23 protein-coding genes are annotated in these 22,911 nt (G+C 64.7%); 5 read left to right on the forward strand and 18 right to left on the reverse strand.

Going from position 1 to position 22,911, the window contains the following annotated elements; all coding sequences use genetic code 11:
- Positions 1-42: 42 nt before the first annotated feature.
- The 9 genes from G342_RS0108800 to G342_RS0108840 all read right to left on the reverse strand — a co-directional run bounded on the left by G342_RS0108800 (position 43) and on the right by G342_RS0108840 (position 10,916).
- Positions 43-1,026, reverse strand: coding sequence for an ABC transporter substrate-binding protein (locus G342_RS0108800; RefSeq protein WP_040878501.1), 984 nt, complete (start codon positions 1,024-1,026; stop codon positions 43-45).
- 352 nt (positions 1,027-1,378) lie between these two features.
- Positions 1,379-2,806 (reverse strand): ABC transporter substrate-binding protein, encoded by a 1,428-nt coding sequence (locus tag G342_RS0108805; protein ID WP_245557243.1) that lies wholly within the window; start codon positions 2,804-2,806, stop codon positions 1,379-1,381.
- A 149-nt stretch (positions 2,807-2,955) separates the two neighbouring features.
- Positions 2,956-4,431 (reverse strand): aldehyde dehydrogenase family protein, encoded by a 1,476-nt coding sequence (locus G342_RS0108810; RefSeq protein ID WP_018182764.1) that lies wholly within the window; start codon positions 4,429-4,431, stop codon positions 2,956-2,958.
- Between the two features lie 93 nt (positions 4,432-4,524).
- Positions 4,525-5,484, reverse strand: coding sequence for an acetamidase/formamidase family protein (locus tag G342_RS0108815; RefSeq protein WP_026304263.1), 960 nt, complete (start codon positions 5,482-5,484; stop codon positions 4,525-4,527).
- Between the two features lie 28 nt (positions 5,485-5,512).
- Complete coding sequence (locus G342_RS0108820; RefSeq protein WP_018182766.1) at positions 5,513-6,337, reverse strand: carbohydrate ABC transporter permease; 825 nt, start codon at positions 6,335-6,337, stop codon at positions 5,513-5,515.
- A gap of 11 nt (positions 6,338-6,348) precedes the next feature.
- Positions 6,349-7,257 (reverse strand): carbohydrate ABC transporter permease, encoded by a 909-nt coding sequence (locus tag G342_RS0108825; RefSeq protein ID WP_245557244.1) that lies wholly within the window; start codon positions 7,255-7,257, stop codon positions 6,349-6,351.
- A gap of 76 nt (positions 7,258-7,333) precedes the next feature.
- The gene (locus tag G342_RS0108830; RefSeq protein WP_018182768.1) at positions 7,334-8,467 is read right to left on the reverse strand and encodes an ABC transporter ATP-binding protein; all 1,134 of its coding nucleotides are present in this window, start codon (positions 8,465-8,467) and stop codon (positions 7,334-7,336) included.
- Positions 8,468-8,472: 5 nt separating this feature from the next.
- The gene (locus G342_RS0108835) at positions 8,473-9,585 is read right to left on the reverse strand and encodes an ABC transporter ATP-binding protein (RefSeq protein WP_018182769.1); all 1,113 of its coding nucleotides are present in this window, start codon (positions 9,583-9,585) and stop codon (positions 8,473-8,475) included.
- Positions 9,586-9,800: 215 nt separating this feature from the next.
- Positions 9,801-10,916: an NAD(P)-dependent alcohol dehydrogenase gene (locus G342_RS0108840; RefSeq protein ID WP_018182770.1), complete on the reverse strand. Its 1,116-nt coding sequence runs from the start codon at positions 10,914-10,916 to the stop codon at positions 9,801-9,803.
- 174 nt (positions 10,917-11,090) lie between these two features.
- On the opposite strand from G342_RS0108840, the gene G342_RS26425 reads away from it, so the two are divergent.
- Positions 11,091-11,420: a hypothetical protein gene (locus G342_RS26425; RefSeq protein WP_083931164.1), complete on the forward strand. Its 330-nt coding sequence runs from the start codon at positions 11,091-11,093 to the stop codon at positions 11,418-11,420.
- Positions 11,421-11,430: 10 nt separating this feature from the next.
- Here G342_RS26425 and G342_RS0108850 read toward each other — a convergent pair whose 3' ends face one another.
- The 6 genes from G342_RS0108850 to G342_RS0108875 all read right to left on the reverse strand — a co-directional run bounded on the left by G342_RS0108850 (position 11,431) and on the right by G342_RS0108875 (position 17,399).
- Positions 11,431-12,030 (reverse strand): YdeI/OmpD-associated family protein, encoded by a 600-nt coding sequence (locus G342_RS0108850; RefSeq protein ID WP_018182771.1) that lies wholly within the window; start codon positions 12,028-12,030, stop codon positions 11,431-11,433.
- 89 nt (positions 12,031-12,119) lie between these two features.
- Positions 12,120-12,884, reverse strand: coding sequence for an SDR family NAD(P)-dependent oxidoreductase (locus tag G342_RS0108855; RefSeq protein WP_018182772.1), 765 nt, complete (start codon positions 12,882-12,884; stop codon positions 12,120-12,122).
- Positions 12,885-13,041: 157 nt separating this feature from the next.
- Positions 13,042-14,301, reverse strand: coding sequence for a sugar ABC transporter permease (locus tag G342_RS0108860; protein WP_018182773.1), 1,260 nt, complete (start codon positions 14,299-14,301; stop codon positions 13,042-13,044).
- Positions 14,298-15,119, reverse strand: coding sequence for an ATP-binding cassette domain-containing protein (locus tag G342_RS0108865; RefSeq protein ID WP_018182774.1), 822 nt, complete (start codon positions 15,117-15,119; stop codon positions 14,298-14,300). The genes G342_RS0108860 and G342_RS0108865 overlap by 4 nt, the downstream gene beginning before the upstream one ends.
- 77 nt (positions 15,120-15,196) lie before the next feature.
- Positions 15,197-16,267 (reverse strand): ABC transporter substrate-binding protein, encoded by a 1,071-nt coding sequence (locus G342_RS0108870; protein ID WP_018182775.1) that lies wholly within the window; start codon positions 16,265-16,267, stop codon positions 15,197-15,199.
- 247 nt (positions 16,268-16,514) lie between these two features.
- Positions 16,515-17,399: an AraC family transcriptional regulator gene (locus G342_RS0108875; RefSeq protein WP_018182776.1), complete on the reverse strand. Its 885-nt coding sequence runs from the start codon at positions 17,397-17,399 to the stop codon at positions 16,515-16,517.
- 378 nt (positions 17,400-17,777) lie between these two features.
- Between G342_RS0108875 and G342_RS23670 the strand changes: the two genes are divergently transcribed.
- The 3 genes from G342_RS23670 to G342_RS0108890 are packed head-to-tail and all read left to right on the forward strand — an operon-like array spanning position 17,778 to position 19,432.
- Positions 17,778-18,311 carry a MarR family winged helix-turn-helix transcriptional regulator gene (locus G342_RS23670; protein WP_018182777.1) on the forward strand — a complete coding sequence of 178 codons (534 nt, stop codon included), beginning with the start codon at positions 17,778-17,780 and terminating at the stop codon, positions 18,309-18,311.
- On the forward strand, positions 18,308-19,072 hold the full coding sequence (locus tag G342_RS0108885) for a DNA alkylation repair protein (RefSeq protein ID WP_018182778.1): 765 nt from the start codon (positions 18,308-18,310) through the stop codon (positions 19,070-19,072). Before G342_RS23670 ends, G342_RS0108885 begins: the two co-directional genes overlap by 4 nt.
- A gap of 21 nt (positions 19,073-19,093) precedes the next feature.
- A complete protein-coding gene (locus G342_RS0108890) occupies positions 19,094-19,432 on the forward strand; it encodes a DUF6616 family protein (RefSeq protein WP_018182779.1) in 339 nt (112 codons plus the stop codon).
- Here the strand turns inward: G342_RS0108890 and G342_RS0108895 are convergent.
- Genes G342_RS0108895 through G342_RS0108905 form a run of 3 tightly spaced genes read right to left on the reverse strand, consistent with a single transcriptional unit; the run spans position 19,429 to position 21,806 of the window.
- A complete protein-coding gene (locus tag G342_RS0108895) occupies positions 19,429-20,643 on the reverse strand; it encodes a cyanate transporter (RefSeq protein WP_018182780.1) in 1,215 nt (404 codons plus the stop codon). The genes G342_RS0108890 and G342_RS0108895 overlap by 4 nt on opposite strands.
- 3 nt (positions 20,644-20,646) lie before the next feature.
- Positions 20,647-21,120, reverse strand: coding sequence for a nucleoside deaminase (locus tag G342_RS0108900; protein ID WP_018182781.1), 474 nt, complete (start codon positions 21,118-21,120; stop codon positions 20,647-20,649).
- 14 nt (positions 21,121-21,134) lie between these two features.
- Positions 21,135-21,806 (reverse strand): ankyrin repeat domain-containing protein, encoded by a 672-nt coding sequence (locus G342_RS0108905; RefSeq protein ID WP_018182782.1) that lies wholly within the window; start codon positions 21,804-21,806, stop codon positions 21,135-21,137.
- 247 nt (positions 21,807-22,053) lie between these two features.
- Here G342_RS0108905 and G342_RS0108910 point away from each other — a divergent pair, with 247 nt between their 5' ends.
- Positions 22,054-22,908: a LysR family transcriptional regulator gene (locus G342_RS0108910; RefSeq protein WP_018182783.1), complete on the forward strand. Its 855-nt coding sequence runs from the start codon at positions 22,054-22,056 to the stop codon at positions 22,906-22,908.
- Positions 22,909-22,911: the final 3 nt, after the last annotated feature.

The raw sequence follows: 22,911 nt of genomic DNA on the forward strand, positions 1-22,911 counted from the left end.
CGGGGCGCCGCCGCGAAGGACGGCGCCCCTCGTTCCTGTCGATCAATACGCTTCCGGCATGTACCCGGCCGCGTTCTCCTTGGTGAAGACGCGGTCGTCGTTGACGAGCCAGGTATCGATGGTCTCGCCGCGGCCATAACGCTCGACGGCGTCGAATGCCTTCGGTCCGAACTTCGGATTGCACTCGACCACGACATAGACCTTGCCGTCGATCAGCGCCTGCGTCGCGTCCTTGGTGCCGTCGATCGAGGCGATGATCAGGTCCTTGCCGGGAACCTTGCCGGCCGCTTCCATCGCCGCGATAGCGCCCATGGTCATCTCGTCATTGTGCGAGTAGAGCGCGGTGGCGTCCGGATGGGCCTGGTAGAGCGTCTCGAACACCTGGCGGCCCTTGTCGCGCGCGAAGTCGCCGGACTGCGACGCGATGATCTGCATGCCGGGGTGGTCCTTGATGTAGTCGGCGAAGCCCTTCATGCGGTCGTTCGCCGGCGACGAACCGGTGCTGCCCTGCAGCTCGATGATCTTCGCCTGGCCGTTGACCGCCTTGGTCAGCGCCTCGGCGGCCTGGTGGCCTTCCTTGACGAAGTCCGAGCCGATGAAGGCGACATAGTCCTTGCCGGCGGTCGCCAGCGTCGCGTCGACATTGCGGTCGATGAGGAAGAGCGGAATGCCCGCCTTCTTCGCTTCCATGACGGCCGGGATGAGCGGCTTCTCTTCGCGCGGCGCCAGCAGGATGACGTCGACCTTCTGAGCGATCATCGAGCGAACGTCGGCGACCTGCTTGGCGGCCGAACCGGCGGCGTCGGTATAGACCAACTGCCAGCCGCGCTTCGCAGCTTCGTCTTTCATGCTCGCGGTCTGCGCGAGGCGCCACGGATTGTTGCTCTCCGTCTGCGCGAAGCCGATCTTGTAGCTGTCCTTCTGCTTCAGCTTGGCGAGATCGGCGAGTGCCGCCCGTCCGCCGAGCCCGGCCAGAACCAGTCCGCCGGCCGAAGCCGTCAGCAATGTACGTCTCGTAATCAACATGGCCTCTCCTCCCACTTTCTTCCCTGAAACCGGCGGCTGCTGTTGCAGTTCCTAACCGGGCCTTATTGTTCTGTAATACGATACAATATTTTGTATAGACATTACATTTCCACTACGTCACCCAAATGTCAATCGACACTCTTCCGCAGGGTCAGACAGGATAAACGTTGTGGTGAGAGGCGTATTCGCCGTGTTGCTCCGGCGCGGGATGGCGGCGCGCGTGGAAGGTCGCGGTGAGGCGGCAGAACCGCATCCGGACATAGAAAAAGCCCGGGGATCGTAACCGATCCTCGGGCTCTTGCTTGGTCTGGTCAGCACGCGTCGGCGCCGACCATTGGCAGCTGGGAGCTGGCTATTTTGCCGCCAGCAGGCAGCTTTCTCCGCAGAGCTTCTCCAGCGCCGCCTGGCCCTGAGCGGCCGCTTCTTCCGGCGTCAGAATGCCGAGGCCGACCTTCTGCACGACGTCGGACAGCACATCGATGATCTGGAAATAGTTCGGCATCGGCGGCTTCGAGCGCGACACTTCCAGGCTCGACTTCATGGCGGTCAGGAGCGTCGGATTGCTCTTCTCAAGCGAACCGAGATGCCCCCACGAGCTGACACGGATCGGCACGCCGCCATTGCCGGCCTCGAGCAGGGCCTGCTGCTGCTGCTTGTCGACCAGCCATTGCTGGAACAGGAACGTCGCCTCCGGCTTCTCGCTGAACCGGCTGATGACGATCATCGACGGTTCGGATTCGATCGAACGCTTGCTGGCGTCGACGCCTTCCTTGACCGGCGGCGCCGCATACAGGAACTGACCATGCAGCGGCGAGCTGCCTTCCTTGTCGATGCCGAGCACGAAGTCGGAATAGGCGAGCGACTGCGCCGCAATGCCGTTGCCCATCACCGTCGGCACGTCGACGACCGAGTATTCGGCGGTTCCCGGCGGCGCGTACTTCCAGAGTTCCGCCCACAATTTGAGCGCGTCGATCACGACGGGCGTGTTGAAGGTCGGCTTGCCCTGCGCATCGACGATGTCGCCGCCGAAATTGTGCAGGAGATTGCCGATAAACAGCGACACGGAGGTCTGGCCCTTCAGGCCCTCCAGCACGATGCCGTAGAAATCGCTGTCGAGCGGCTGGCCCTTGAGGTTCTCGCCCTTCTTGCGGGTGAAGAATTCCGACATGTCGCGCAGCTGTTCGAGCGTCTTGGCCGGAGCCAGCGCATAGCCGTACTTCTTTTCGAAGTCGGCCTTCTCTGTCGCGTCGTTCATCAGATCGGCGCGGGTCCAGTAGACGTAATTGTAGTTCCAGTTGAGGAAGCCGTATTGCTTGTCGCCGAAGAAGGCGAGCGTCTTGAACGGCGTCTGGATGAAGTCGGCCGGGTCGAGATTGGGATTGCTGATCGCCGGATTGGCCATCAGATCATTGATCGGCAGGATCGCGTCGGCTTCCAGCATCGGGCCCATCTGGAACCCGTGCAGCATGACGCCATCATAGTTGCCGCGGCCGGACAGCATGTCCGCCTGGCCCTTGTTGATGACGTCGAGATGGCTCAGCAGCTCGTACTCGACCTTGATGCCCGTCTCTTCGGTGAACTTGGGCACCAGGGTGGCGAGCGTCTCCTGCAGTGGCGTGACTTCGTCCAGCACCTTGATCGTCGTGCCGGCATAGGGCTTGGCCGCCTCCTTGTAGGAGAACGTCCCCTCCGCGCTGGCCGATCCGACCGCGAAGGACATCGCCGCTAGGATGGCCGCGGCCGCCGTCGTTCCCCTCAGAACCCGTAAAGAGTATCCCATGTCGAACTCTCCTGTTTGTTTTGGTCTTGTTGTCCCTGCTGTCGATTTTCTTGCTCTTCCGCGCCATCAGCCCGCAGTCTTGGCCTTGGCGCGGTGGGCGTCTCGTCTTCGTCCCGTATCCCGGGCGTTCGCCGTGCCGGCTCTTTCGGCTAGACGCCGAAATCCCTCTGGCCGAGTTGCACGGTGATCCACTTGATCTCGGTCAGTTCTTCCCAGGAGAACTTCCCGCCTTCGCGACCGAAGCCGCTGTCCTTGACGCCGCCGAACGGCACGTGCGGCTCGTCGGAAATGGTCGTGTCGTTGACGTGGACCATTCCGGATTCGAGACGCAGCGAGAAATCGAGCGCCTTTTGCATGTCGTTGGTGATGACCGCCGCCGAGAGGCCGTAGCGCGTATCGTTGGCGATGCGCAGCGCCTCTTCCGAGTCCTCCGCCTGGATCACCGAGACAACCGGGCCAAAGCTCTCCTCGTGGTAGATCCGCATGTCGCTGTTCACATCGCGCAGCACGGTCGGCTGGAAGAACCTGTCCTCGAAGGTGCCGCCTGTCAGCACGACGGCGCCCTTCTCCCGTGCGTCCTCCAGCTGGCCGGCGATGAAATCGCATTGCGTCCGGCGGATGAGCGGGCCGATGAAGGTCTTGGTGTCATGCGGGTCGCCGACGACGAGCGTGGCCGCCTTGGCAGCGAAACGCTTGCAGAATTCCTCGAACAGCGGCGCCTCGACGACCACCTTCGAGCTCGCCATGCAGACCTGGCCCTGGTGCAGGAAGGCGCCGAAGGTGGCGACATTGACCGCATAGTCGAGATCGGCATCCCGCAGCACGACGAGCGGGCTCTTGCCGCCCATTTCAAGCGTGAACTTCTTGAGATGCTTCGCCGCCTCAACCGCCAGATAGCGGCCGGTCCGGGTCGATCCGGTGAAGGTGATCAGCCGCACCCGCGGGTCGGAGATCAGCAATTTTCCGACCTCGTCCGGCACGCCCGGCACGACGTTCAGCACACCGGCCGGCAGACCGGCCTCCTGGAACAGATCGGCGATCAGCGCGCCGGAGATCGGCGTTTCCTCCGACGGCTTCAGCACGAAAGTGTTGCCGGCCGCGAGCGCGAAGGCGATCTTCTTCATCGACAGCAGGAAGGGCGAATTGAACGGCGCGATGCCCGCCACCACGCCGAGCGGGCGGCGGACCGACATGGAGAGCTGCCCCGGAATGGTGACCGGCATCGTCTCGCCCATGACATGCCGCACATCGCCGGCGGCGCTGCGCAGCAGGTCGGTCACATAGTCGATCTCCCACATCGCCTTGTTCGACACGGACCCGCATTCGTTGATCAGCATGTCGCGGATCTCTTCGGTGCGGCGCGCGATCACGTCGCCGGTGCGCAGCAGCATCTGCTCGCGCTCACTGGCCACACTCTTTCCCCAGGTGGCGTTCGCCTTCTCGGCCGCGTCGATGGCGCTCAGGACTTCCTCGGCGCCGGCCTGGTGCGTGCGGGCGAAGACCTTGCCGGTCGCCGGGTTGAGGCTGTCGGCGAGCTGGTTGCGCGACGAGGCGACCCAGCTGCCATTGATGAACAGCTTGTAGGTACGGATGCCGTCCGTCGTCTCATATGAATTCGGATTCATCCCGAGATCCCCCGTAATGCCGGCCTCAGCCGTCTGTTGTCGCTGCATGCCTGCGCCCGCCGCACGTTCGTTCCGCGCGGCGACGCTGTCGTCTCAGTTGCCGCCAGGTCTTGCCGGCAGGTTTTTCTTGGCAATGACGCAGTGAACGCCCTTCTCCTGATCGACGGTCTGCGTGATCCGCAGATCGGCGGCGATCGAACAGAGCGTGTAGGCGTCCTGCGGCGACAGGCCGGAGAGCTCGCCGATCAGCGAGATCATCTCGCGCAGCGCCTGCTTGGCGGCGTCATCGAGATCGGGGTCGAACCCCATGGTGATCCAGGTTTCGGCGGTCTCGGCGCGCGGCGCCTTCAGCGACCTGCCCTTGTGCAGGACGAAGCGGAACGACCCACGCAGCGCCGTCTCGATGGCGCTGAGGCAGACCTCGCCATCACCCTGAAGGGCATGGCCATCGCCGACCGAGAACAGGGCTCCCGGCCGGAACACCGGAAAATAGATGGTCGTACCGGCGCCCAGTTCCTTGTTGTCCATGTTGCCGCCGAAGGCGCGCGGCTGGACCGAGGAAAGGCGGCCATGCGCCAGCGGTGGCGCGACGCCGATATTGCCGAAGAACGGCGCGAGCGCGAGCGTCTGGCCCCAGGGCATGGCCACCTCGCCCCGATCCATGTCGATCGGCACATGCAGGCGGCGCAGTTCCGGAAAATCCTCCGGAAGCGTGCCATGCAGCGGCAGCTGCACGTTCCAGCCCCAATCCTGCAGATAGTCTATGCTCTCGACGAGAACCTCGAGGACATCACCCGGCTCGGCCCCTTCGATGGCGATCGGTCCGGTCAGGAAATGCGGACCGCTTCCCCTCGCGCCCTTGTCCAGCACCGCCCGATGCGCATCGAGGATCGTGAAGCCCAGCGCCGCGTCCGGCATGTCCTCCGGCTCGCCCGATACGGTATCGATGACGACCCGGTCGCCGGACGCGATGGTCAGGACCGGCGCCAGGCTACCGTCCCAGTATCCCCATCGCACGGTCTCGGGTGTTGCTTCGAGTTTATGGTCTGCCACCGATGTGCCCTCCCCTGGCTTCGATCGCTCAGCCCTTGACCGCGCCCATGGTCAGGCCGCGCACGATGTGACGCTGAAGCAGGACGACGACGGCCAGCACCGGGGCCAGCGAGACGACGCCGACGACGGCGACCTCGCCCCAGCGCACGCCTTGCGCGGTAATCAGCTTTGGAATGGCGACCGGAAGGGTCTGAACCGAACTTCCGCCCAGCATGAAAGCGAAGAGGAACTCGTTCCAGGCGAAGATGAAGCAGAGCACCGAGGTCGCGACGATGCCGTTCCGAAGCAACGGGAAGACAACGCGCCAGAACACCTGCGGCTTCGACCAGCCTTCCAGGATCGCCGCTTCTTCCAGCTCCACGGGCAGATCGCGGCAGAAGCTGCGTAGCACCCAGACGTAGAAGGACAGATTGAACGTCATATAGGCCAGGCTGAGGCCAACAAACGTGTCGAGCAGGCCGATCTTCGCGTAGATCAGATAGAAGGGAATGACCAGACAGACGGGCGGCGCCATGCGGCTCGCCAGGATGAACAGGAACAGATCGTCCTTCTTCTTCATTTCGAATCGGGCGAAGGCGTAGGCGGCCGGCGTGCCGATCACCACCACCATCGCCGTCGAGATGACACCCAGCAGCAGCGAGGTCACCAGATTGCTCAGGAAGCCCTGCGCGATCACGTAGTCGAAATTGGCGAGCGTCGGCGAGAAGAAGAATTGCGTCGGCCGCGCGAACATGACGTCCGCCGGCTTGAACATCATCGAGACCATCCAGATGACCGGAAACAGGATGGTCAGGGCGCAAATGACGGCGATCGCTGTTCTGAAGAACGTTCCGAGCGGAGTGCTGTTGTTCATGGTCGTTTCCTTCAGAACGCGTTCAGTTTCTTTTTGGCAATCTGATAGAAGACGTTGCAGGCGATGAAGAAGATCAGCCAGACGAATACCGCCAGCGCCGAGGCTTCGCCGATGTTCCAGAAGTCGAACGTCATCTTGTAGGCAAGCAGGCTGGGCGACTCCGTCGCCGTGCCGGGCCCGCCGCGGGTCAAGATGAAGATCGTGTCGAACACCTTGAAGGCATCGATGAAGCGCAGCAGCCCGATGACGAACAGCAGCGGCGCCATCAGCGGCATCGTCAGGCGGAAGAAGATCTGGAACGCGCCGGCGCCGTCGACGGCCGCCGCCCGGTAGGGCCCCTGCGGCAAGGCCTGAAGGCCAGCGAAGAACGCCAGCATCATGAACGGCGTCCACTGCCAGATGTCGATGAAGATCAGGGCGTAGAGCGCGTATTGCTCGGAGGCGAAGATCGACGTCCCGCTGACAATGTTGAAGCGCTCGATGACATTGTAGGAGAGCACGCCCCACGAGCCGGCGAGCATGATCTTCCAGAGCAGGCCGACCACGATGGGAGCCATCATCGTCGGGATGAACAGCAGCGGCACCAAGATCGAGCGGCCTTTGACACCCTTGCTGAGGACCAGCGCGCCGGCCATGCCGAGCATGAATTCGATCGGCACCGCGATGGCGACGAAGATGCCGGCGACATACATCGAATTCCAGAAATCGGGATTCGAGATCAGCGCCTTGTAGTTGTCGAACCAGATGAAGTCGGTCACGCGCCCGTATTTGGCGCTGTGGAAGCTCAGATAGACCGCATAGATGAAGGGAACGAGCGAGACGACGCAGAGCGTTATCATCGTCGGCGCGATCAGCAGATATGGATACCACGACGCCCGCTTCGGTCTCGCCGCCACATCACCGGTAATGGTCAAGGTCACCGTCGCCTCCAGTTCCAAAACACGCCCAAGGCGCGCCAATATTCATCGAGCTGCGCCATGCGACGCCCGAGCATTTCTAGGTCGTCAGCGATCCGGTCTTCCCATCGAACAGGAAGAACTCGCCGGCGCCGTACAGGAAGCTGACCGGCGCGCCGAGTGTCAGCGCGACGTGGTCCTTCTGCTTGATCTTGACGAGGTCGCCGGCGCCGGTGCGCAGGGTCACGATCGAGTGCTTGCCGAAGGCTTCGTTCGAATAGACCTGGGCCGGCACTCCGGCCGGCGCACCGACCTCGGCGAGCGTCAGGGCGCCCGGCCGCACGCCGAGATAGACCCCGCGATCGGCACCGGACTTGGCCCTCGCCGCCAGCGAAGGTGGCAGCTCGATCGAGACTTCCGGACCGCGGAAGAAGCTCATCTCGCCCTGCGAGTGCAGTTCGCCCTTCAGGACGTTCATCGGCGGATCGCCGAACAGCTTCGCCACCTTGATGCTGGCCGGCCGCAGCCAGATATCCTCGGGCGTGCCGATCTGCTCGATCCGCCCTTCGGCCAGGACCGCGACCCGGTCGCCGACCGACAATCCTTCCAGCCCATCCGGGGTGGACCAGATAGAGGGATGGTCCTTGCCGCTCAGCCGGCGCCGGATTTCGCCGCGCAGCTTGTGCCGGAGCTTGGCATCGAGATGGGAGATCGGCTCGTCAAGCAGCAGTGCGCTCGGGTTCTGCACCAGGGCGCGGGCGAGTGCCACGCGCTGCTTCTGGCCGCCGGACAGGGCAACCGGCTGCCGGTCGCCGAGATGGGCGATCTCGAGCAGCGTCAGCAGCTGGTCGACGGCCTCCTTCACGCCCTCGGCCAACCGGCCCCTGGAGCGCGCCTGCAAAGGCGATGTGATGTTCTCCCGCACCGTCAGATGCGGGTAGAGCGCATAGGATTCGAACATCAGGGCGACGCGGCGGTCGCCCGGCGCGACCGCGCCGACATCCTGGCCCGCCAGATGGCACGAACCCCGATCCGGCGATTCCAGACCGGCGATCATCCGGCACAAGGTCGTCTTGCCGGCGCCGGACGGCCCGACCAGGGCCAGCACCTCGCCCGGAGCCACGGCAAGGCTTACGTTCTGGATGACCTCGTTGCCGCCGAACCGCTTGCTGAGCCCGGCCACGGCGAGGCCATCACGCGGCCGCCGGTCGATCGTCGGAAATGAAGTCGCCATCGCGGTCACTTATCCAGCTCCAGGTTGAACTCCGTATCCGCGTCGAACAGGTGCATCCGCTCGGCTGGGATGCGCAGATGGACACCGTCGCCGGCCCGGAACAGCGTCGGACCCGGCAGTTCGGCGACCAGCGTGTCGCCGCTCCGATTGAGGATTTCGAGAACCAGTGAATCCGCGTCGCCGCGCGGTTCGCGGTAGCGGATGATCGCGTTCACCGACCGATCAGCCGAGACCGTTTCGACGATCAGATGCTCGGGCCGCAGGCCGACGACCAGATCGCGCGTCTGCCGCGCCTCCAGCATCCGGCGACGCTCGTCGCCGACCGCGATGGTGGCCGCGAGAATGGGAACATCGATGTGGCCGACGACGGCCGAGACCGAGGCGGGAAAGAGGTTCATCGGCGGCTCGCCAATGAAGTTGGCGACGAAAATATTGGCTGGGCGCTCATAGAGCCGGGAGGGTGGCGCCACCTGCTGCAGCACGCCGCCGCGCATGATCGCGATGCGATCGGCCATCGCCGTTGCCTCGGTCTGGTCATGTGTGACCAGGATGGAGGTGACCCCTCTCGACTTCTGCAGCCGGGAGATCTCCGCCCGCAGATGGATCTTCTGCTCGCCATCCAGATGCGAGAGCGGTTCGTCGAACAGGATCAAGGCTGGATCGCGCACCACGGCGCGGCCGATGGCAATGCGCTGCTGGGCGCCGCCGGAGAGATCATGCACCTTGCGGTCCGCCATGTCGGTCAGGCCGAGCATGGCAAGAACCTCGTCGACGCGCTCCTTGCGCACGGCCTTGCTGTAGCCCCGCACGGAAAGGGGAAAATCGATGTTCTCGGCGATCGTGAGGTTCGGGTAGAGGCAGTAATCCTCGAACACCATCGCGATATTGCGCTGGCCGGCCGGCAGCCGCGAAACCGGAACGCCGCCGAACAGGATCTCGCCCTCGGTCAGTTCCTCCAGGCCGGCTGCCATCTTCAGGGTCGAACTCTTGCCGCAGCCGGACGGCCCCAGCAGGGCCAGCATCTCGCCTTCCTGACAGACCAGGTTGAGGTCGATGACCGCCATCGGCGTGCCGGGCTGGTACCGCTTCGAAACGGACTGGAATTCAACCGTCGCCATAAAAGCCAATCTCCCTACCTAGACAAATGCCGAGCAGCAAAACTCATGCCATCTTAGTAAAAACCGTACCAATTCAGTCGAAGAAGCTTGTCCTGCCCGCAATCGCGCCAGGCGATGCCCTGATTGTAGACAGCATTAAATATCAATGACTTGCATGAGCCCGGACAGACCGGGATTGCCAGGCAGGCGGCTAGGCCGCCCACCTGCCGACGACGCTAGGCGGCCGCGCGTGACGTCGTGACGATCGGCTTGACCACCTCGCCGCTCTCGGCGGCGTGGACGGCCTCATTGATCTCGCTGAGATCGTAGAGCTTGGTGAGGCGGTCGAACGGGAACAGGCCCGCACGCCAGAACTCGATCAGTTTCGGAACGAAGACATCGGCCACGCAGTCGCCCTGCATGATGCCCTTGATCGTGCGCCCGAACAGGATCTTGCTCATCTCGAGATTGACCTCGACGCCCAACGCCGCCGCCCCGATCAGGCCGCAGGTGCCGGGGATCCGCAGGCAGTCGACCGCCTGGCGGAATACGCGCGGCACGGACGTGCACTCCAGCGAGTACTGCGCGCCGCCATCGGTGATCGCCTGGATCTCCTTGACCGCATCGACCTTCGCGCCGTTGACGACATGCGTGGCGCCCAGTTCGCGGGCCAGCTGGAGACGACCCTCATTGAGGTCGATCGCGATGATGGTGGTGCAGCCGACGATCTTCGCCGCCATGACCGCCGAGAGCCCCACGGCTCCCGCGCCGAAAATCGCGATGCTCGACCCGGCCCGCGGCGCCAGCGAATTGATCACCGCCCCGGCCCCGGTCTGGATGCCGCAACCAAGCGGCCCCATGATCTCGATCGGGACATCCTTGCGGATCTTCACGACATTGCGCTCGGAGGCGATCGCCTTGTCGGCAAAGGACGACTGGCAGAAGAAGCAGCCGCTGATGACATGGCCGTCGGCGATGATCGGCGAGGTTCCGTCGACCCGCGCGCCGCTCAGATTGCGCGCATAGAATTCGACGCAGAAGCCGGGCTGCCCCTGCTGGCAGTTCTCGCAACGGCCGCAAAAATCATAGGTGACGATGACATGATCACCGGGGACGACCTTGGTGACATTCCGGCCGACCTTCTCGACGATACCAGCCCCCTCATGCCCAAGAACGGCCGGCAGCGGCACAGGATAGCTCTGGTTGCGAACGCCGATATCCGTATGGCAAACGCCGGTGGCCAGTATCTTGACCAGAACTTCATCATCGCGCGGCTCCGCCAGGTCAACCATCTCGACGACGAAAGGACCCGACTTCTTCTTTACCAGCGCAGCCCTGATACGATAGCTCATGCTCCCCCACTTAAGCTTGATGCAGGCTTCTCCGGACAAGCCAGGCAGAGCCGTTCACCACGAATGATCTATGCAATTCGCGCCAGCTTATAACGCCAGCTGCTCCCCGATTGAGCTGACGATACGTACGGCACCTCGATCCGTCAATCTATCATCCCAATAATAGAATCAATAATGGGGCACGCTTTCCCTCGGGAGGTGTCCTCCGGCGAGATCCACATTGCCGGCGAACGATGCGACCACCTGCTGCCGTCCTCGCGCGGTATGGCGATGGTGTTCCAGTGCTATGCGCTCTACCCGCATAGGAGCGTCTACGAGAATCTCCGGTTCGCGCGGCTGAAGTCAGGCGAGAGGATCACCGGCTCGTTCCGCGGCATCCTCGACCTCGCCGACGATTCGGCGACCGGATATGCGGCGGAGGCGGAATACGTCCACCTGTTCGACGAAGACGGACTGGCGCTGCCGGCGCTGCAGGACTGGCACGGGGACTATGGCGTCGCCTAGCCGATGAAGATCATTTCTGCCGTTGGGGATAGATCGTCTCGCCGCGCTTCAGCATGGCGACGAAGCCCTCGATCTTCTTCCGGCGACCGGCCTCAGTCTTCATGTCATGTATGCGGAAGGCGAGCGCGAAGCGGTTCTGCTCGCTGAGCCTCGCCAGCATCGCGCTGGCCTCGGGTTCGGCATCGATCGCCGCCTGCAGATCGTCGGGGATTTTCAGGTTGCGACCGCTTGGATAGGCGCGATCCCATCGGCCGTCGGCCTTGGCGGCTTCGACGTGGCGAAGTCCGAACTCGGTCATCCGGCCTTCAGCGATCAACCGGCCGACATTGTCGACATTGATCTGGCTCCAGATGCTGCGCCTGCCGCGCGGCGTATAGCGCTGCAGATAGCTGCGATCATCGAGCGATTTGCGCACCGCGTCGATCCAGCCCCAGCAGAGCGCAGCGTCGATCGCCTCCTTCGGCGTGATCGACTTCAGGCCGGAGCCGACCTTGTGGATCTTGATCCAGACCTCGTCCGCCTCGGCATGATGGCGGCCGAGCCATTGATAGAACCCGTCAAGGTCCTGGAATTCATGGACCTTGTCCGGATCGACCTTCACCGGTGCCATCGATCGCGCCCCTTCCGCCGCCATGCAAGCCGACGGCGAACCGACGGCCCCGAAACGGCACGGAGTTTCGGGGCCCTTGGCCGACAGCGCTAGTGGAAAATGATGCCGCCGCAGACGTTCAGCGCCTGTCCTGTGATGAACGATGCGTCGTCGGAGGCGAAAAAGGCGACGGCACCGACGACATCGTCCGGATAGCCGAGACGGCCCATCGCGGTCTTGTCCTTGACCGCCTGCAGGGCCGCGGCATCGCGATAATTGTTCCGGCCCATATCGGTGTCGATGATGCCGGGACAGACAGCGTTGACGGTGATGCCGTCCTTGGCCACTTCCTGCGCCAGGATGTGGGTGAAGCCGATGACGGCGGCCTTGGACGAGCAGTAGTGCGCCTGCAGCGGCGCACCGCGCTTGCCGCCGATCGAGGCGATGTTGACGATGCGGCCCTTGCCGGCCTCGCGGAACTGGTCAAGCAGCGCCTTGCAGACCAGGAACGTGCCCTTGGTGTTGACGTCGTACATGCGGTCCCATTCATCGGGCTCGATGTCGTCGACCTTGGCCAGCGACAGCACGCCGGCATTGTTGACCAGCACGTCGATATGGCCGGCAAGCGCCCTCGCCTCGCCGACGAACGACTTGACCGATTCCGGATTGCTGACATCGCCGAAGACGAGATCGCATTTGCCGCCATCCTTGCGGATCAGGTCCTGGACCTCCTTGATCTCGCCTTCCTGACGGGGAATGTCCATCGCCACGACATGGTAGCCTTCGGCTGCGAAGCGCAGCGCGATCGCGCGGCCGATGCCACGCGATGCACCTGTGATCAGAACGGCCTGGCCTTCGCCTCTCCTGGGAATCACGATCGTTTTCCTTCTTGCAGATTTTGAATGAGCGGGAGGGACCAGTCCTGGAGATGACTGGCATGGGGACAGCAACCAGCGCGCCGCGACGCGTCGGCGGCGACGGAGCTTTCAAAGGATGGGCGCCGGCTTGGCCGCCGGCACCCACGGGGCCGGATCAGGCGCGGCCGTGGCTGACGCGGGACCTGCGGGCGAGCGAGTCGACGATCACAGCGATGGCGAGCACGCCGCCGGTGATCATGTATCGAAGCGACGACGACAGATCGAGCAAGGTCAGGCCGCTCGAGATCGACTGGATGACGATGATGCCGAGCAGGGCCGAATAGGCGCTGCCGCGTCCGCCGAACAGGCTGGTGCCGCCGATGACCGCCGCCGCGATGGCGTTCAGATTGACATCACCGGTGCCGGCCTGCTGGCTCGACGAGGCAAGCCGCGACGCCGCCATGACGCCACCGAAGGCCGCCAGCGTTGAACAGCAGACGAAGGCGCTGGTGTAGATCGCCCGGACATTGATGCCGGCGCGCCGTGCCGCCTCGCGATTGCCGCCGACGGCGAACATCGACCGGCCCCAGCGCGTGCGGGTCAGGGCGTATTGCATCGCCAGGACGAGGCCGACGAACAGGCCGAACATCCACGGCACGCCGCGGCCCTGGTTGAGGTAGGCGACGACCAGTTCCGCCACCACCGTCACGGCGACGGCGCGCGTGATGATTCCGGTCGACGACTGCGAGGAAAGACCGGCGGCCCGGCGGCGGGCGGCGGTGCGGTAGCCTGTATAGAGCATCACCACGCCCGGCACGGCGGCCAGGATGACGGAGACGATGGCCGGCATCACCATCAGCTGGCCGAAGCGGACCAGCGGCGAGCCATAGGGCAGGTTGATCGAGCCCGTCGTGCCGAGCAGATAGAGCTGCAGGCCGAGAAAGGTCAGAAGGCCAGCCAAAGTCGCCACGAAGCTCGGCATGCCGAAGCGATTGAAGAGCTGCGCATAGAGGAAGCCGATCAGGGCGCCGGCGGCGACCGCCGCCAGGATGGCGAAGCCGGCCGGAACGCCCTGGTTGACCCACAGCACGCCGAGGATCGCCGACGCGACGCCGCTGACGGAACCGACCGACAAGTCGATCTCGCCGACCATCAGCATGCAGACGATGCCGAGCGAAATGATGCCGACCGTCGAGGAATCGAATAGCAGGTTGACCAGGTTGTTCGGCGTCAGGAAGACGGGGTTGAGGATCGAGAACACCGTCCAGATGATGACGAGGCCGACGATGACCGGCAGCATGCCGAGATCGCCGGAACGGATCCGGTCGAGAAAGGCGCGGATGCTGTCGCCGATGCTGGCGGAATGGGCGACACGCTCGTCGCGGCGGTCGAGCATCGGGGCTGCGGGAGCGCCGGATTTGCTGTTGTCGGTCATTGGCCGCTCTCCGGATGCTGGGCGGCCTGGGCCTGCCGTCGACCGGCGCGCCTGGAAACCGAGTTGTTCGATGCGCCGGTGATGGCGCTCACCAGCGCCTCGTTCGAGGCATCCGGCGTGAACTCGCCATTGTTCTTGCCGAGCCGCAGGACGACGATCCGGTCGGCGACGGCGCGCACATCTTCCATGTTGTGGCTGATCATCACCACGGCGAGGCCGCGATCGCGCACACGCTCGATGAGGTCGAGCACCTCGGCCGTCTGGGCAACGCCGAGCGCCGCCGTCGGCTCATCGAGCAGGATCAGCTTCGGATCGAGCAGCAGCGAGCGGGCGATGGCGACGGTCTGGCGCTGGCCGCCCGAAAGCGAGGCCACCGCGACCCGCACGCTCGGGATGCGCGCCGACAATTCATTCAGCAGCGTCCAGGATCGGGTCTCCATGGAGACCTCGTCCATCTGCAACGGATTGAGCTCCTTGCCGAGGAAGATGTTGGCGACGACGTCGAGGTTCTCGCAGAGCGCGAGGTCCTGGAACACGGTGGCGATGCCAAGCGACAACGCCGCGCTCGGATCGTCCAGCGTCACCGTCTCGCCCTGGAAGCGGATCGTGCCGGCGCTCGGCTGGTGCACGCCGGAAAGGATCTTGACCAGCGTCGACTTGCCGGCGCCGTTGTCGCCGACCAGCGCCACGACCTCGCCCGCATGTACGTCGAGATCGATATCGGTAAGCGCCGAGACGGCGCCGAAATGCTTTGAAATGCCCCTGAGGCTGAGAACCGGCTCGCCGGTGGCAGGGGCGCCTTGCAGTCTGTCTGTCATGCCTTGGCAAGCCTCTTCAGGAAACGCGCAACGCTGCATGAGGTCGCCCGGCCTCCGGAGAAGCCGGGCGCATCCCCTTACTTCACGATACCCAGTTCCTTGCAGCCGTCGACATAGCGATCGACGCAGAGCACTTCGGCCGGGGTGATGTTCTTGTCGATGATCTCGGCCTTCAGGTTCTTCTTGGTCACGACCGCCGGGGTGAAGAGCTGCGACGGCGTGTTGTAGAGTTCCATCTCGGCCTTCGGCGTCTCGCCCTTCAGGAGCTGCATGACCACGTTGGCGGCGGCGGCGGCCACGATCTCGCTCGGCTTGGAGATCGTGTTGAACTGGTCGCCGGCGATGATCAGCTGCAGGGCAGCGATCGTCGCGTCATTGCCTGTGACGGGCGGCAGCGGATCGACGCCGGCAGCCTTGAGGGCCGCGATGGCGCCGCCGCCGGTGCCGTCATTGGCAGCGACGATGCCGACGATCTTGTCGCCAAAGCGGGTCACCTGACCGCTCGCCCATTCCTGTGCCTTGGCCGGCGTCCAGTCCGGCGTGTCGTATTCGGCCAGGATCTTGTAGCCGCTGTTGTCGAGGCCGGAATGGATGCCCTTCTTGATCAGGCCGGCCGCCGCGTCGGTGGGCGAGCCGTTGATCTGCAGCACGCCGCCGGCGTCCGCCGGGACGTTGCGCGCCTTGAGTTCGTCGACCAGCGATTCCGCGATCGCCTTGCCGATGCCCTCATTGTTGAAGGAGACGTAGAAGTCGGCCTTGGCGTCAGGGATCGGGCGGTCATAGGCGACGACCTTGATGCCCTGGCTCTGGGCGAGCTGCACCAGCGAGGCGGCGGCGGCCGAGTCGACCGGATCGAGCACGATCGCCTTGGCGCCCTGCGAGATGACCGAGTTGAACTGCTGCTGCTGGCGCGTCGCGTCGGCGCCGGCGTTCAGATAGATCACCTTGCAGTCGGGGCAGAGCTTGGCCATCTCGGCCTTGAAGCCCGGATAGTCGTGCTCCTCATAGCGGGTCGAGCCCTGGTCGGGCATCAGGAACGCGACGGTCGCGTCGGTGACTTCGGCGGCCTGAACCAGGGTGGCGGCGCCGCCGAGCAAGCTGGCCGCGAGCGCCAGAGCGCCGGCTCGTTTCCAAGCGAAATGGGTCATTCGGTCTTCTCCCTTTGAAAAATCTTGGTTATGGGAAGCTGTCAGCGCAGAGGTCCGCGAAGATCGACTTTTCGGCAGTCCGACGCCGGTCCCAGTCCGGTCCGGTCGTTTGCAGAGCGCCGTTTGTCGTTTCGCCTTGCCCCGCTTCCTTCTTGAATTTTTGAACAAGCGTCCCCGGCGGCGAAGCGGGCAGACGCCTCGCCTTGGGCCTTCGTCAATGATGGGTTCCTCCCTGCTCCTCCGCTGCTCAGGCGGCCTGTGCCACCTTTGAATTCTCCGCAAGCAACGTCCTGAAGCGCGAGGGCGGCATGCCCTTCTGCGCCAGGAACTGGCGATTGAAGTTGGACAGATTGTTGAATCCGACCGCGTAGCAGATCTCGGTGATCGGTTGCGCCGCGTTGCTCATCAGCAGCTGACAGGCGAGGTTGATCCGCAGGCGGTTCACGAACTGCACCAGCGCCATGCCGGTATGCCGCCGGAAGCTGCGCGAAAAGGCGCTCGGGCTCTGGCCGGCGATCGCGGCGAGATCGGTCTCGTTGAAGGGCTCGGTCAGATGTTCGCCGACATAGGCGAGCGCCTTGTTGATGCCGACCGACATGTAGCCGGAGGGGTCCGGCAGATAGTGCGAACTGGCCAGCGGCCGCATGTCGGGCGACCGGCTCAGTATGCCCATCAGGCTGACGAACAGCTCGATCCGGCGGATGCCCTGCGCTTCGGTCATTTCCTTGATCAGCGGCGCGACCTCGGCCGCCGTCTCCGTCGAGAACAGGGCGCCGCGCCGGCTCATCTCGAGCACGCGGTCGAAGGCCGACAGTTCCGGCAGCAGATTGATCAGGCTGCCGATGAGTTCCTGGGAGAACAGGACCATGCGGCAGCGCAGAGGCACCGTCGCGCCTTCCGGCAGATCGCTGATCCAGTTGTGCGGCAGGTTCGGCCCCGTCAGCACCAGATTTCCCGGCTCGAACTCGCCGATGAAATCACCGACGAAATAGCGGCCGCGCGTCGCCACGACGTGATGCAGTTCGTATTCGGGATGAAAATGCCAGCGAACGGTACGAAACGGATAGCCGTGCGACCAGGCCTTGAAGGACTCGCCGCGACAGATTTGTACAACTTCCAGATCAGGCGTCATGGCGGACCTCCCCACCCAAAACCGCTACATGCCGGGTCTTCGCCGGTCTTGTCTCGGAACTCCCAGCAGGCCAGCTTTATGTGGTTCTCTGCATGCCCTGACCGTAGGGAGCTATGAAGCCCCATGCTACCAAACCGGCATCATCTGACTGATACTTTTTTGATGTGCCTCGCCTTTTCAGGCGCAATTCGAGCCGACCGGCTGCGATCGCCAATGTGATAGCCACGACGGAACCATCGCTTCCGCCACCCACCGACGCTGCCATCGGGCCGTTTCGGCCAGCCCTCGCCGCCATCGCGTCGATACCGGCTGCGGACTCGCATCATTACGCCGAAATGGTATTGACCCGTAATTAGGCGCCATACTATATGCCGCCACATGACCATGCTCGAACAAAAGCATCTCGCCCTGCTGGACGAAGTCCAACGTCGGAAACAGCCGGAAGCCGGCAGCATCCAGCTCTGCTTCGAATTGCTGGGGCTCGCCTCCGCGATCGACCGCGATTGCGCCGCGCGTCTCGCCCCGTATCGATTGTCCGAGGGCAAGTTCGTGCTGCTGTTCCTGCTGCACGACCAGGCGGGCGGCCTGTCCCCGCATGAACTGGCCGAACGGGCCGGCGTCACCCGCGCGACGATCACCGGACTTCTCGACGGACTGGAGCGGGACGGCTTCCTGGCACGGCACGACGACCGCGAAGATCGCCGCAAGGTAGTTGTCCGGCTGACCGCAAAAGGCCTTTCGACGGCCGGCGAGCTGTTTCGCGAACACACGCAGTGGATCGGATCACTCTTCGCCGGTCTCGACGCCGAGGAGCGGCAGGTCCTGAGCCAGCTGCTTCGGCGCGTCTGGCAGAATACCGACGCCGCGGCCAATGCGGCAGCAGCCGACACTACCGTCGGACGCCCTTCATGAACGGCCGGCGCGTCGCCGATATCAAGCCCGACCGTCTTGCCGAGCTCAGTTCGGGCAGGTTCGAAACCACCACCCTGACCGAATGCCTCGCCGTCGATTTCGCCGTGCTGATGCGAGCGGCCCTGCCCGAAATGGGCGAAGAGGCTGCCGCGCACATGAGGGAGCAGTCAGGTGCCGGCATTTCCCGGCGCATGGCCCTCGCCGGCCGGCTGATCCGGGAAAGGCTGGCCGAAGCCACCATCGAGGCTTTGCGTCATCATCCCTCCGACACGGTCCGAGGATGGGCCTGCTTTGCGATCGGGGACAGGGCCGGCCTGACCCTCGCCGATCGGCTGGACGGGATCCGCCCCCTCGCTGACGATGTTCATTTCGGTGTGCGGGAATGGTCCTGGATGGCGGTGCGCCCCCATCTGACGGCCGATCTCGACGAGGCGATCGCCAGGCTCGTGCCATGGACGAGCGATCCCTCCGAACGGCTGAGGCGTTTCGCCTGCGAGGCGATCCGGCCGCGCGGCGTCTGGTGCGCGCATATCGGCACCCTGAAGCAGCGGCCGGAACAAGCCCTGCCGGTCCTGGAAGCGCTGCGCTCGGACCCGGCGGCCTATGTGCAGGATTCAGTCGGCAACTGGCTGAACGACGCGGCCAAGGACCAGCCGGACTGGGTCCGAGATCTCTGCGCCCGCTGGTCGCGGGAAAGCCCGACTGCCGCGACCGCGCGCATCTGCCGACGAGCGCAGCGCTCGATCGGTTCCAAGACCTGAAAAACTGCCAAAGGACACCGCATGTCGCACTATCTCGCCGAGCTCTACACTCCGAAGCCTGCCTGGCTGGCGCTCGATCCGATCGATCGCAACCAGTTCTTCGAAGCGGTCAGCGCCGGGATGGCCGAGCTGTCGGCGCTCGGCGTCGAGGCCATAGCCCTCGGCGAAACGGATGCAACGAAGCTTCACCCGGCGCCACAGCGGTTCTTCGCGATCTGGCGCTTTCCAGACGAGGCGGCGCTCGATGCGCTGCTCTCGGGAATTGCCGCGTCCGGATGGCACGACTATTTCGAGACGATCAACGCGGCCGGCCTCGGCACCGACCTGCCGGGCCATCTCGCTCAGCTCGCGGCCGTCTAGACGGCCTTTGCCTCGGCGGACCCGGCAACGCGCATGGAAGTCGCATAGCCCTCCGGCGCGAGGCGAACCACGAGGACGGCGACCAGCGCCGCGCAACCGAGATGCAGGAACCATCCCGCCGCGAAGCTGCCGGTCAGATCATGCGCCACGGCGACGATCCAGGGCGGGATCGCGGCGATCAGGAATCCGCCTCCCTGCATCAGGGCCGAGAGGGCGCCGGCCTGCGCCGGATCGCGCAGATGGTCCAGCGCAACCACCATCAACAGCGCAAAGCCACTGCCGAGGCCGGCGCCGACCAGCACCGCCCAGAGCACCGGCGCCGCCACCGGCCATAGGCCGAGGCCGGCGAAGCCAGCGATCTGCATGGACAGCGCCAGCCAAATCCAGGGACGGCGATCCAAGCCGCGCGCGGCCAGCATCGGCACCAGCAGCGCCGCGACGGCCTGGCTCGCGGCCATGATCGCCATCAGCCCGCCGCTCGCCGCGCCAGACCAGCCGGCCTCCTGATAGGCGGGCGCCAGCCAGGCGACGATCGAGGAATAGCCACCATTCACCAGACCGAAGCACGCCATCAGCAGCCAGGTTCGCGGCCGCTTCAAGAGCGTCGAGATCGGCTGTTGCAACGGCCGCTCCGTCGGGTCGCGCGGCAGCAGGCGCGCCGCCATGGCGATCGCGACGACCGCCGGCAGCGCGATCCACGCCAGGCCGACTCGCCAGCTGCCCGAGACGGTCGCAACGATTGGCGCGATCTGCGCACCGAGCGCCCCGCCGACCATCAGCATCGAGGAATAGAGCCCCGTCACGGCTGTGACGCGCTGCGGAAACTGCTGCTTGATGATGCCCGGAAACACCGCCTGCACGATGGCGACGCCGAGGCCGCACAGCGCCGCCGTCCCGAGCAGCGCCGCGCCGGTGCCGGCGAACAGGCGCAGCAGCGAGCCGACACCAAGGATGGCGAGGGCGACAAGGACAGCGCGGCGCGCGCCGAGAATGCGCTGCAGATACGGGCCGGCGAACGCAAAGACACCCATCAGCAGCATCGGCACCAACGTCAGCAGCGCCATGCCCTGCAGGTCAAGGCCGGTGTCGTGGCGGATGCCGGAGGCTAGCGGGCCGACCGCGGTGAGAAAGGGCCGCAGATTGAGGCCGACCATGGCAACCGCGCCGAGCAGGAGCCACCCGGCAAGCTTCGGGCTTTCGATCCGGGTCACGATCTAGGCTTGCCCGCCCTGTTTCCGCTTCCAGTCCGCATAGAGCTCCGGCCGAGCCTCCAACCGGGTCGGGACGTGGCGGATCCGCATGGATTGCTCGGCGAAGGGCTTGGCGAGATCGGCATAGATTGCCGCCGTGGACAGGCCAAAGGGAGCACCGTCCTCGTTCGAATGGGCGTAGTAGACCTCCCGGACCCCGGCCAGGCGCATCGCGGCCATGCACATCGGACAAGGATGGCCACTGGCATAGACGACGCAGCCGTCGAGATTGGGCGAACCGAGTTTCCGGCTCGCGGCGCGGATCGCCATCAGCTCGGCATGCGCGGTCGGATCGTGGCTCTCAATGACCTCGTTCACCCCGGTGGCGACGATCTCGCCTTCCCTGACGACGACGGCGCCAAAAGGGCGGCCGCCCTTTTCGACATTGTCATAGGCGAGTTCGATCGCGTCGCAGAGGAAGCGCTGCGTGTCGGTCATGGTCTTAGTTCCTTTCAGCGGGCGCCCGCCGCGACGAGAAGGGTCTCGATGGTTCCAAACCCGCGGTCGCGCGCATGGCGAAGGGGAGAGACACCCTCGCGGTCGGCCAGATTGGGGTCGGCGCCGGCCGCCAGCAGAAGCCGGACGATCTGCTGGTGGCGCTCGCCACCGTCTCCAAGGATGATCGCCTCCAGAAGGGCCGTCCAACCGAGATTGTTGACATGATCGATCTCGGTACCCGCCTCGACCAGCGTGCGCACGGTTTCGACATGTCCGCGCTCCGAGGCGGGAATGATCGCCGTGCCGCCATAGCGATTGGTGCTTTTGAGATCGGCGCCATGCTCCAGCGTCATCTTCAGGATCTCGAGATGGCCGCGCGCGCCGGCGTAGAGATACGGGCTATCCTGGATATTGTCCTTGGCATTGACGTCAGCGCCGGCCTCGATCAGCGCCTTCGCCGCCTGGATCTTGTTGCCGTGGGTGGCAACCAGCAGCGCGGTGCGTCCGTTCTCGTCGCGCGCGTCGATCGCCGCCGACCCGGCCAATAGCTCGCGAATTTTCGCGGCATCATCCTTCGCCGCCGCCGCATGCAGACTGATTTCTTGCATTTCCTGTCCAGACGCCGTCAGGGGAAAAATGGCGATCGCCAGAAAGGCGAAAGCGACGAGGATGGAAGTCTTCAACATGATCACCTCTGCGAGGGATTGATAGCAGCATGCGACCGCGCAGCGCGCATATCCGAACTGTCCGCGGTCCGCGCAAGGGCGTCGAGGCGAAGGCCGCGCCGACGCGACGCCGACTTCGTAGCAAATCGGATCAATATTCAGAAATTAAATGTCCTGATAGTCTTCATTATGGATATGAATGTCTGCTTTGGAGCGCAGCGTCCGGCTACGCCGGATGGAGCGCGGATTGTCCCGGAGATGATCGCCCATGCTGGATCCCCGCCTGCTGCGCGCCTTCGTGGCGATCGCCGACACCGGCAGCTTCACGCAGGCCGCCGATCGGCTGCACATGACGCAATCGACCATCAGCCAGCAGCTCGGCCGCCTGGAACAGGCGATCGGCAGGGACCTGATCGATCGCACGGCGAGGCCCGTCCAGCCGACCGCCTCCGGCGAGCGGCTGCTTGGCCATGCGCGTCGGATCCTGTCGCTGCAGCAGGAGGCGGAAGTCCTGCTCGCCGACCCGGTCGGCACGGCAGCCATCCGCATCGGCGTTCCCGACGACGTCGTGACCCTGGCGATGACCCGAACCTTCGCGAGCTTCTCCGAACAGCACCGGGAAATGCGCCTGGACGTCACGACCGGCCTCAGCCGCGATCTGACCCGGCGCTTCCGAAACGGCGAATTCGACATCATCATCGTCAAGGAACCGACCGCCAGCGCCGATCATCGGGCGACGTTTCCGGAGGCGATCGGCTGGTTCGAAAGCAGCGACAACTCCCGCCCCTGGCCCGATCCCGTGCCGCTGGTGGCCTTTCCGCCCGGGGGCCTCTATCGCGAAACGATGTTCGAACGGATCGAGCGCGAGCAGCGCGGCTGGTACATCGCCTTCACCGCCAGCAGCCTGCAGAGTGTCGTCGTCGCGGTCGAGGCAGGGCTGGGCTTGTCGCTGCTGCCGATCGGCGCGACGGCGGGCCGACGCGTCAGGAGGCTCGCCGGCTTCGACCAGGAACCCGCCATGGTGGTCTCGCTCTATTCCTGGGAACGATCCGGAGCGGTCGAAGCGCTGGTGGCGGCAATGACAGCGGTCCTCGCCGACCGCTTCCAGCACGCCGGCGCATAGGCC

Source organism: Kaistia granuli DSM 23481, assembly GCF_000380505.1.
In the GTDB taxonomy this organism is placed as follows: domain Bacteria; phylum Pseudomonadota; class Alphaproteobacteria; order Rhizobiales; family Kaistiaceae; genus Kaistia; species Kaistia granuli.

Coding starts and splice junctions, on each gene's coding strand:
- G342_RS0108800 (WP_040878501.1), bottom strand. CDS start 1,026: ATGTTGATTACGAGACGTACATTGCTGACGGCTTCGGCCGGCGGACTG.
- G342_RS0108805 (WP_245557243.1), bottom strand. CDS start 2,806: ATGGGATACTCTTTACGGGTTCTGAGGGGAACGACGGCGGCCGCGGCC.
- G342_RS0108810 (WP_018182764.1), bottom strand. CDS start 4,431: ATGAATCCGAATTCATATGAGACGACGGACGGCATCCGTACCTACAAG.
- G342_RS0108820 (WP_018182766.1), bottom strand. CDS start 6,337: ATGAACAACAGCACTCCGCTCGGAACGTTCTTCAGAACAGCGATCGCC.
- G342_RS0108830 (WP_018182768.1), bottom strand. CDS start 8,467: ATGGCGACTTCATTTCCGACGATCGACCGGCGGCCGCGTGATGGCCTC.
- G342_RS0108835 (WP_018182769.1), bottom strand. CDS start 9,585: ATGGCGACGGTTGAATTCCAGTCCGTTTCGAAGCGGTACCAGCCCGGC.
- G342_RS0108840 (WP_018182770.1), bottom strand. CDS start 10,916: ATGAGCTATCGTATCAGGGCTGCGCTGGTAAAGAAGAAGTCGGGTCCT.
- G342_RS26425 (WP_083931164.1), top strand. CDS start 11,091: ATGGGGCACGCTTTCCCTCGGGAGGTGTCCTCCGGCGAGATCCACATT.
- G342_RS0108850 (WP_018182771.1), bottom strand. CDS start 12,030: ATGGCACCGGTGAAGGTCGATCCGGACAAGGTCCATGAATTCCAGGAC.
- G342_RS0108860 (WP_018182773.1), bottom strand. CDS start 14,301: ATGACCGACAACAGCAAATCCGGCGCTCCCGCAGCCCCGATGCTCGAC.
- G342_RS0108865 (WP_018182774.1), bottom strand. CDS start 15,119: ATGACAGACAGACTGCAAGGCGCCCCTGCCACCGGCGAGCCGGTTCTC.
- G342_RS0108870 (WP_018182775.1), bottom strand. CDS start 16,267: ATGACCCATTTCGCTTGGAAACGAGCCGGCGCTCTGGCGCTCGCGGCC.
- G342_RS0108875 (WP_018182776.1), bottom strand. CDS start 17,399: ATGACGCCTGATCTGGAAGTTGTACAAATCTGTCGCGGCGAGTCCTTC.
- G342_RS23670 (WP_018182777.1), top strand. CDS start 17,778: ATGACCATGCTCGAACAAAAGCATCTCGCCCTGCTGGACGAAGTCCAA.
- G342_RS0108885 (WP_018182778.1), top strand. CDS start 18,308: ATGAACGGCCGGCGCGTCGCCGATATCAAGCCCGACCGTCTTGCCGAG.
- G342_RS0108890 (WP_018182779.1), top strand. CDS start 19,094: ATGTCGCACTATCTCGCCGAGCTCTACACTCCGAAGCCTGCCTGGCTG.
- G342_RS0108900 (WP_018182781.1), bottom strand. CDS start 21,120: ATGACCGACACGCAGCGCTTCCTCTGCGACGCGATCGAACTCGCCTAT.
- G342_RS0108905 (WP_018182782.1), bottom strand. CDS start 21,806: ATGTTGAAGACTTCCATCCTCGTCGCTTTCGCCTTTCTGGCGATCGCC.
- G342_RS0108910 (WP_018182783.1), top strand. CDS start 22,054: ATGCTGGATCCCCGCCTGCTGCGCGCCTTCGTGGCGATCGCCGACACC.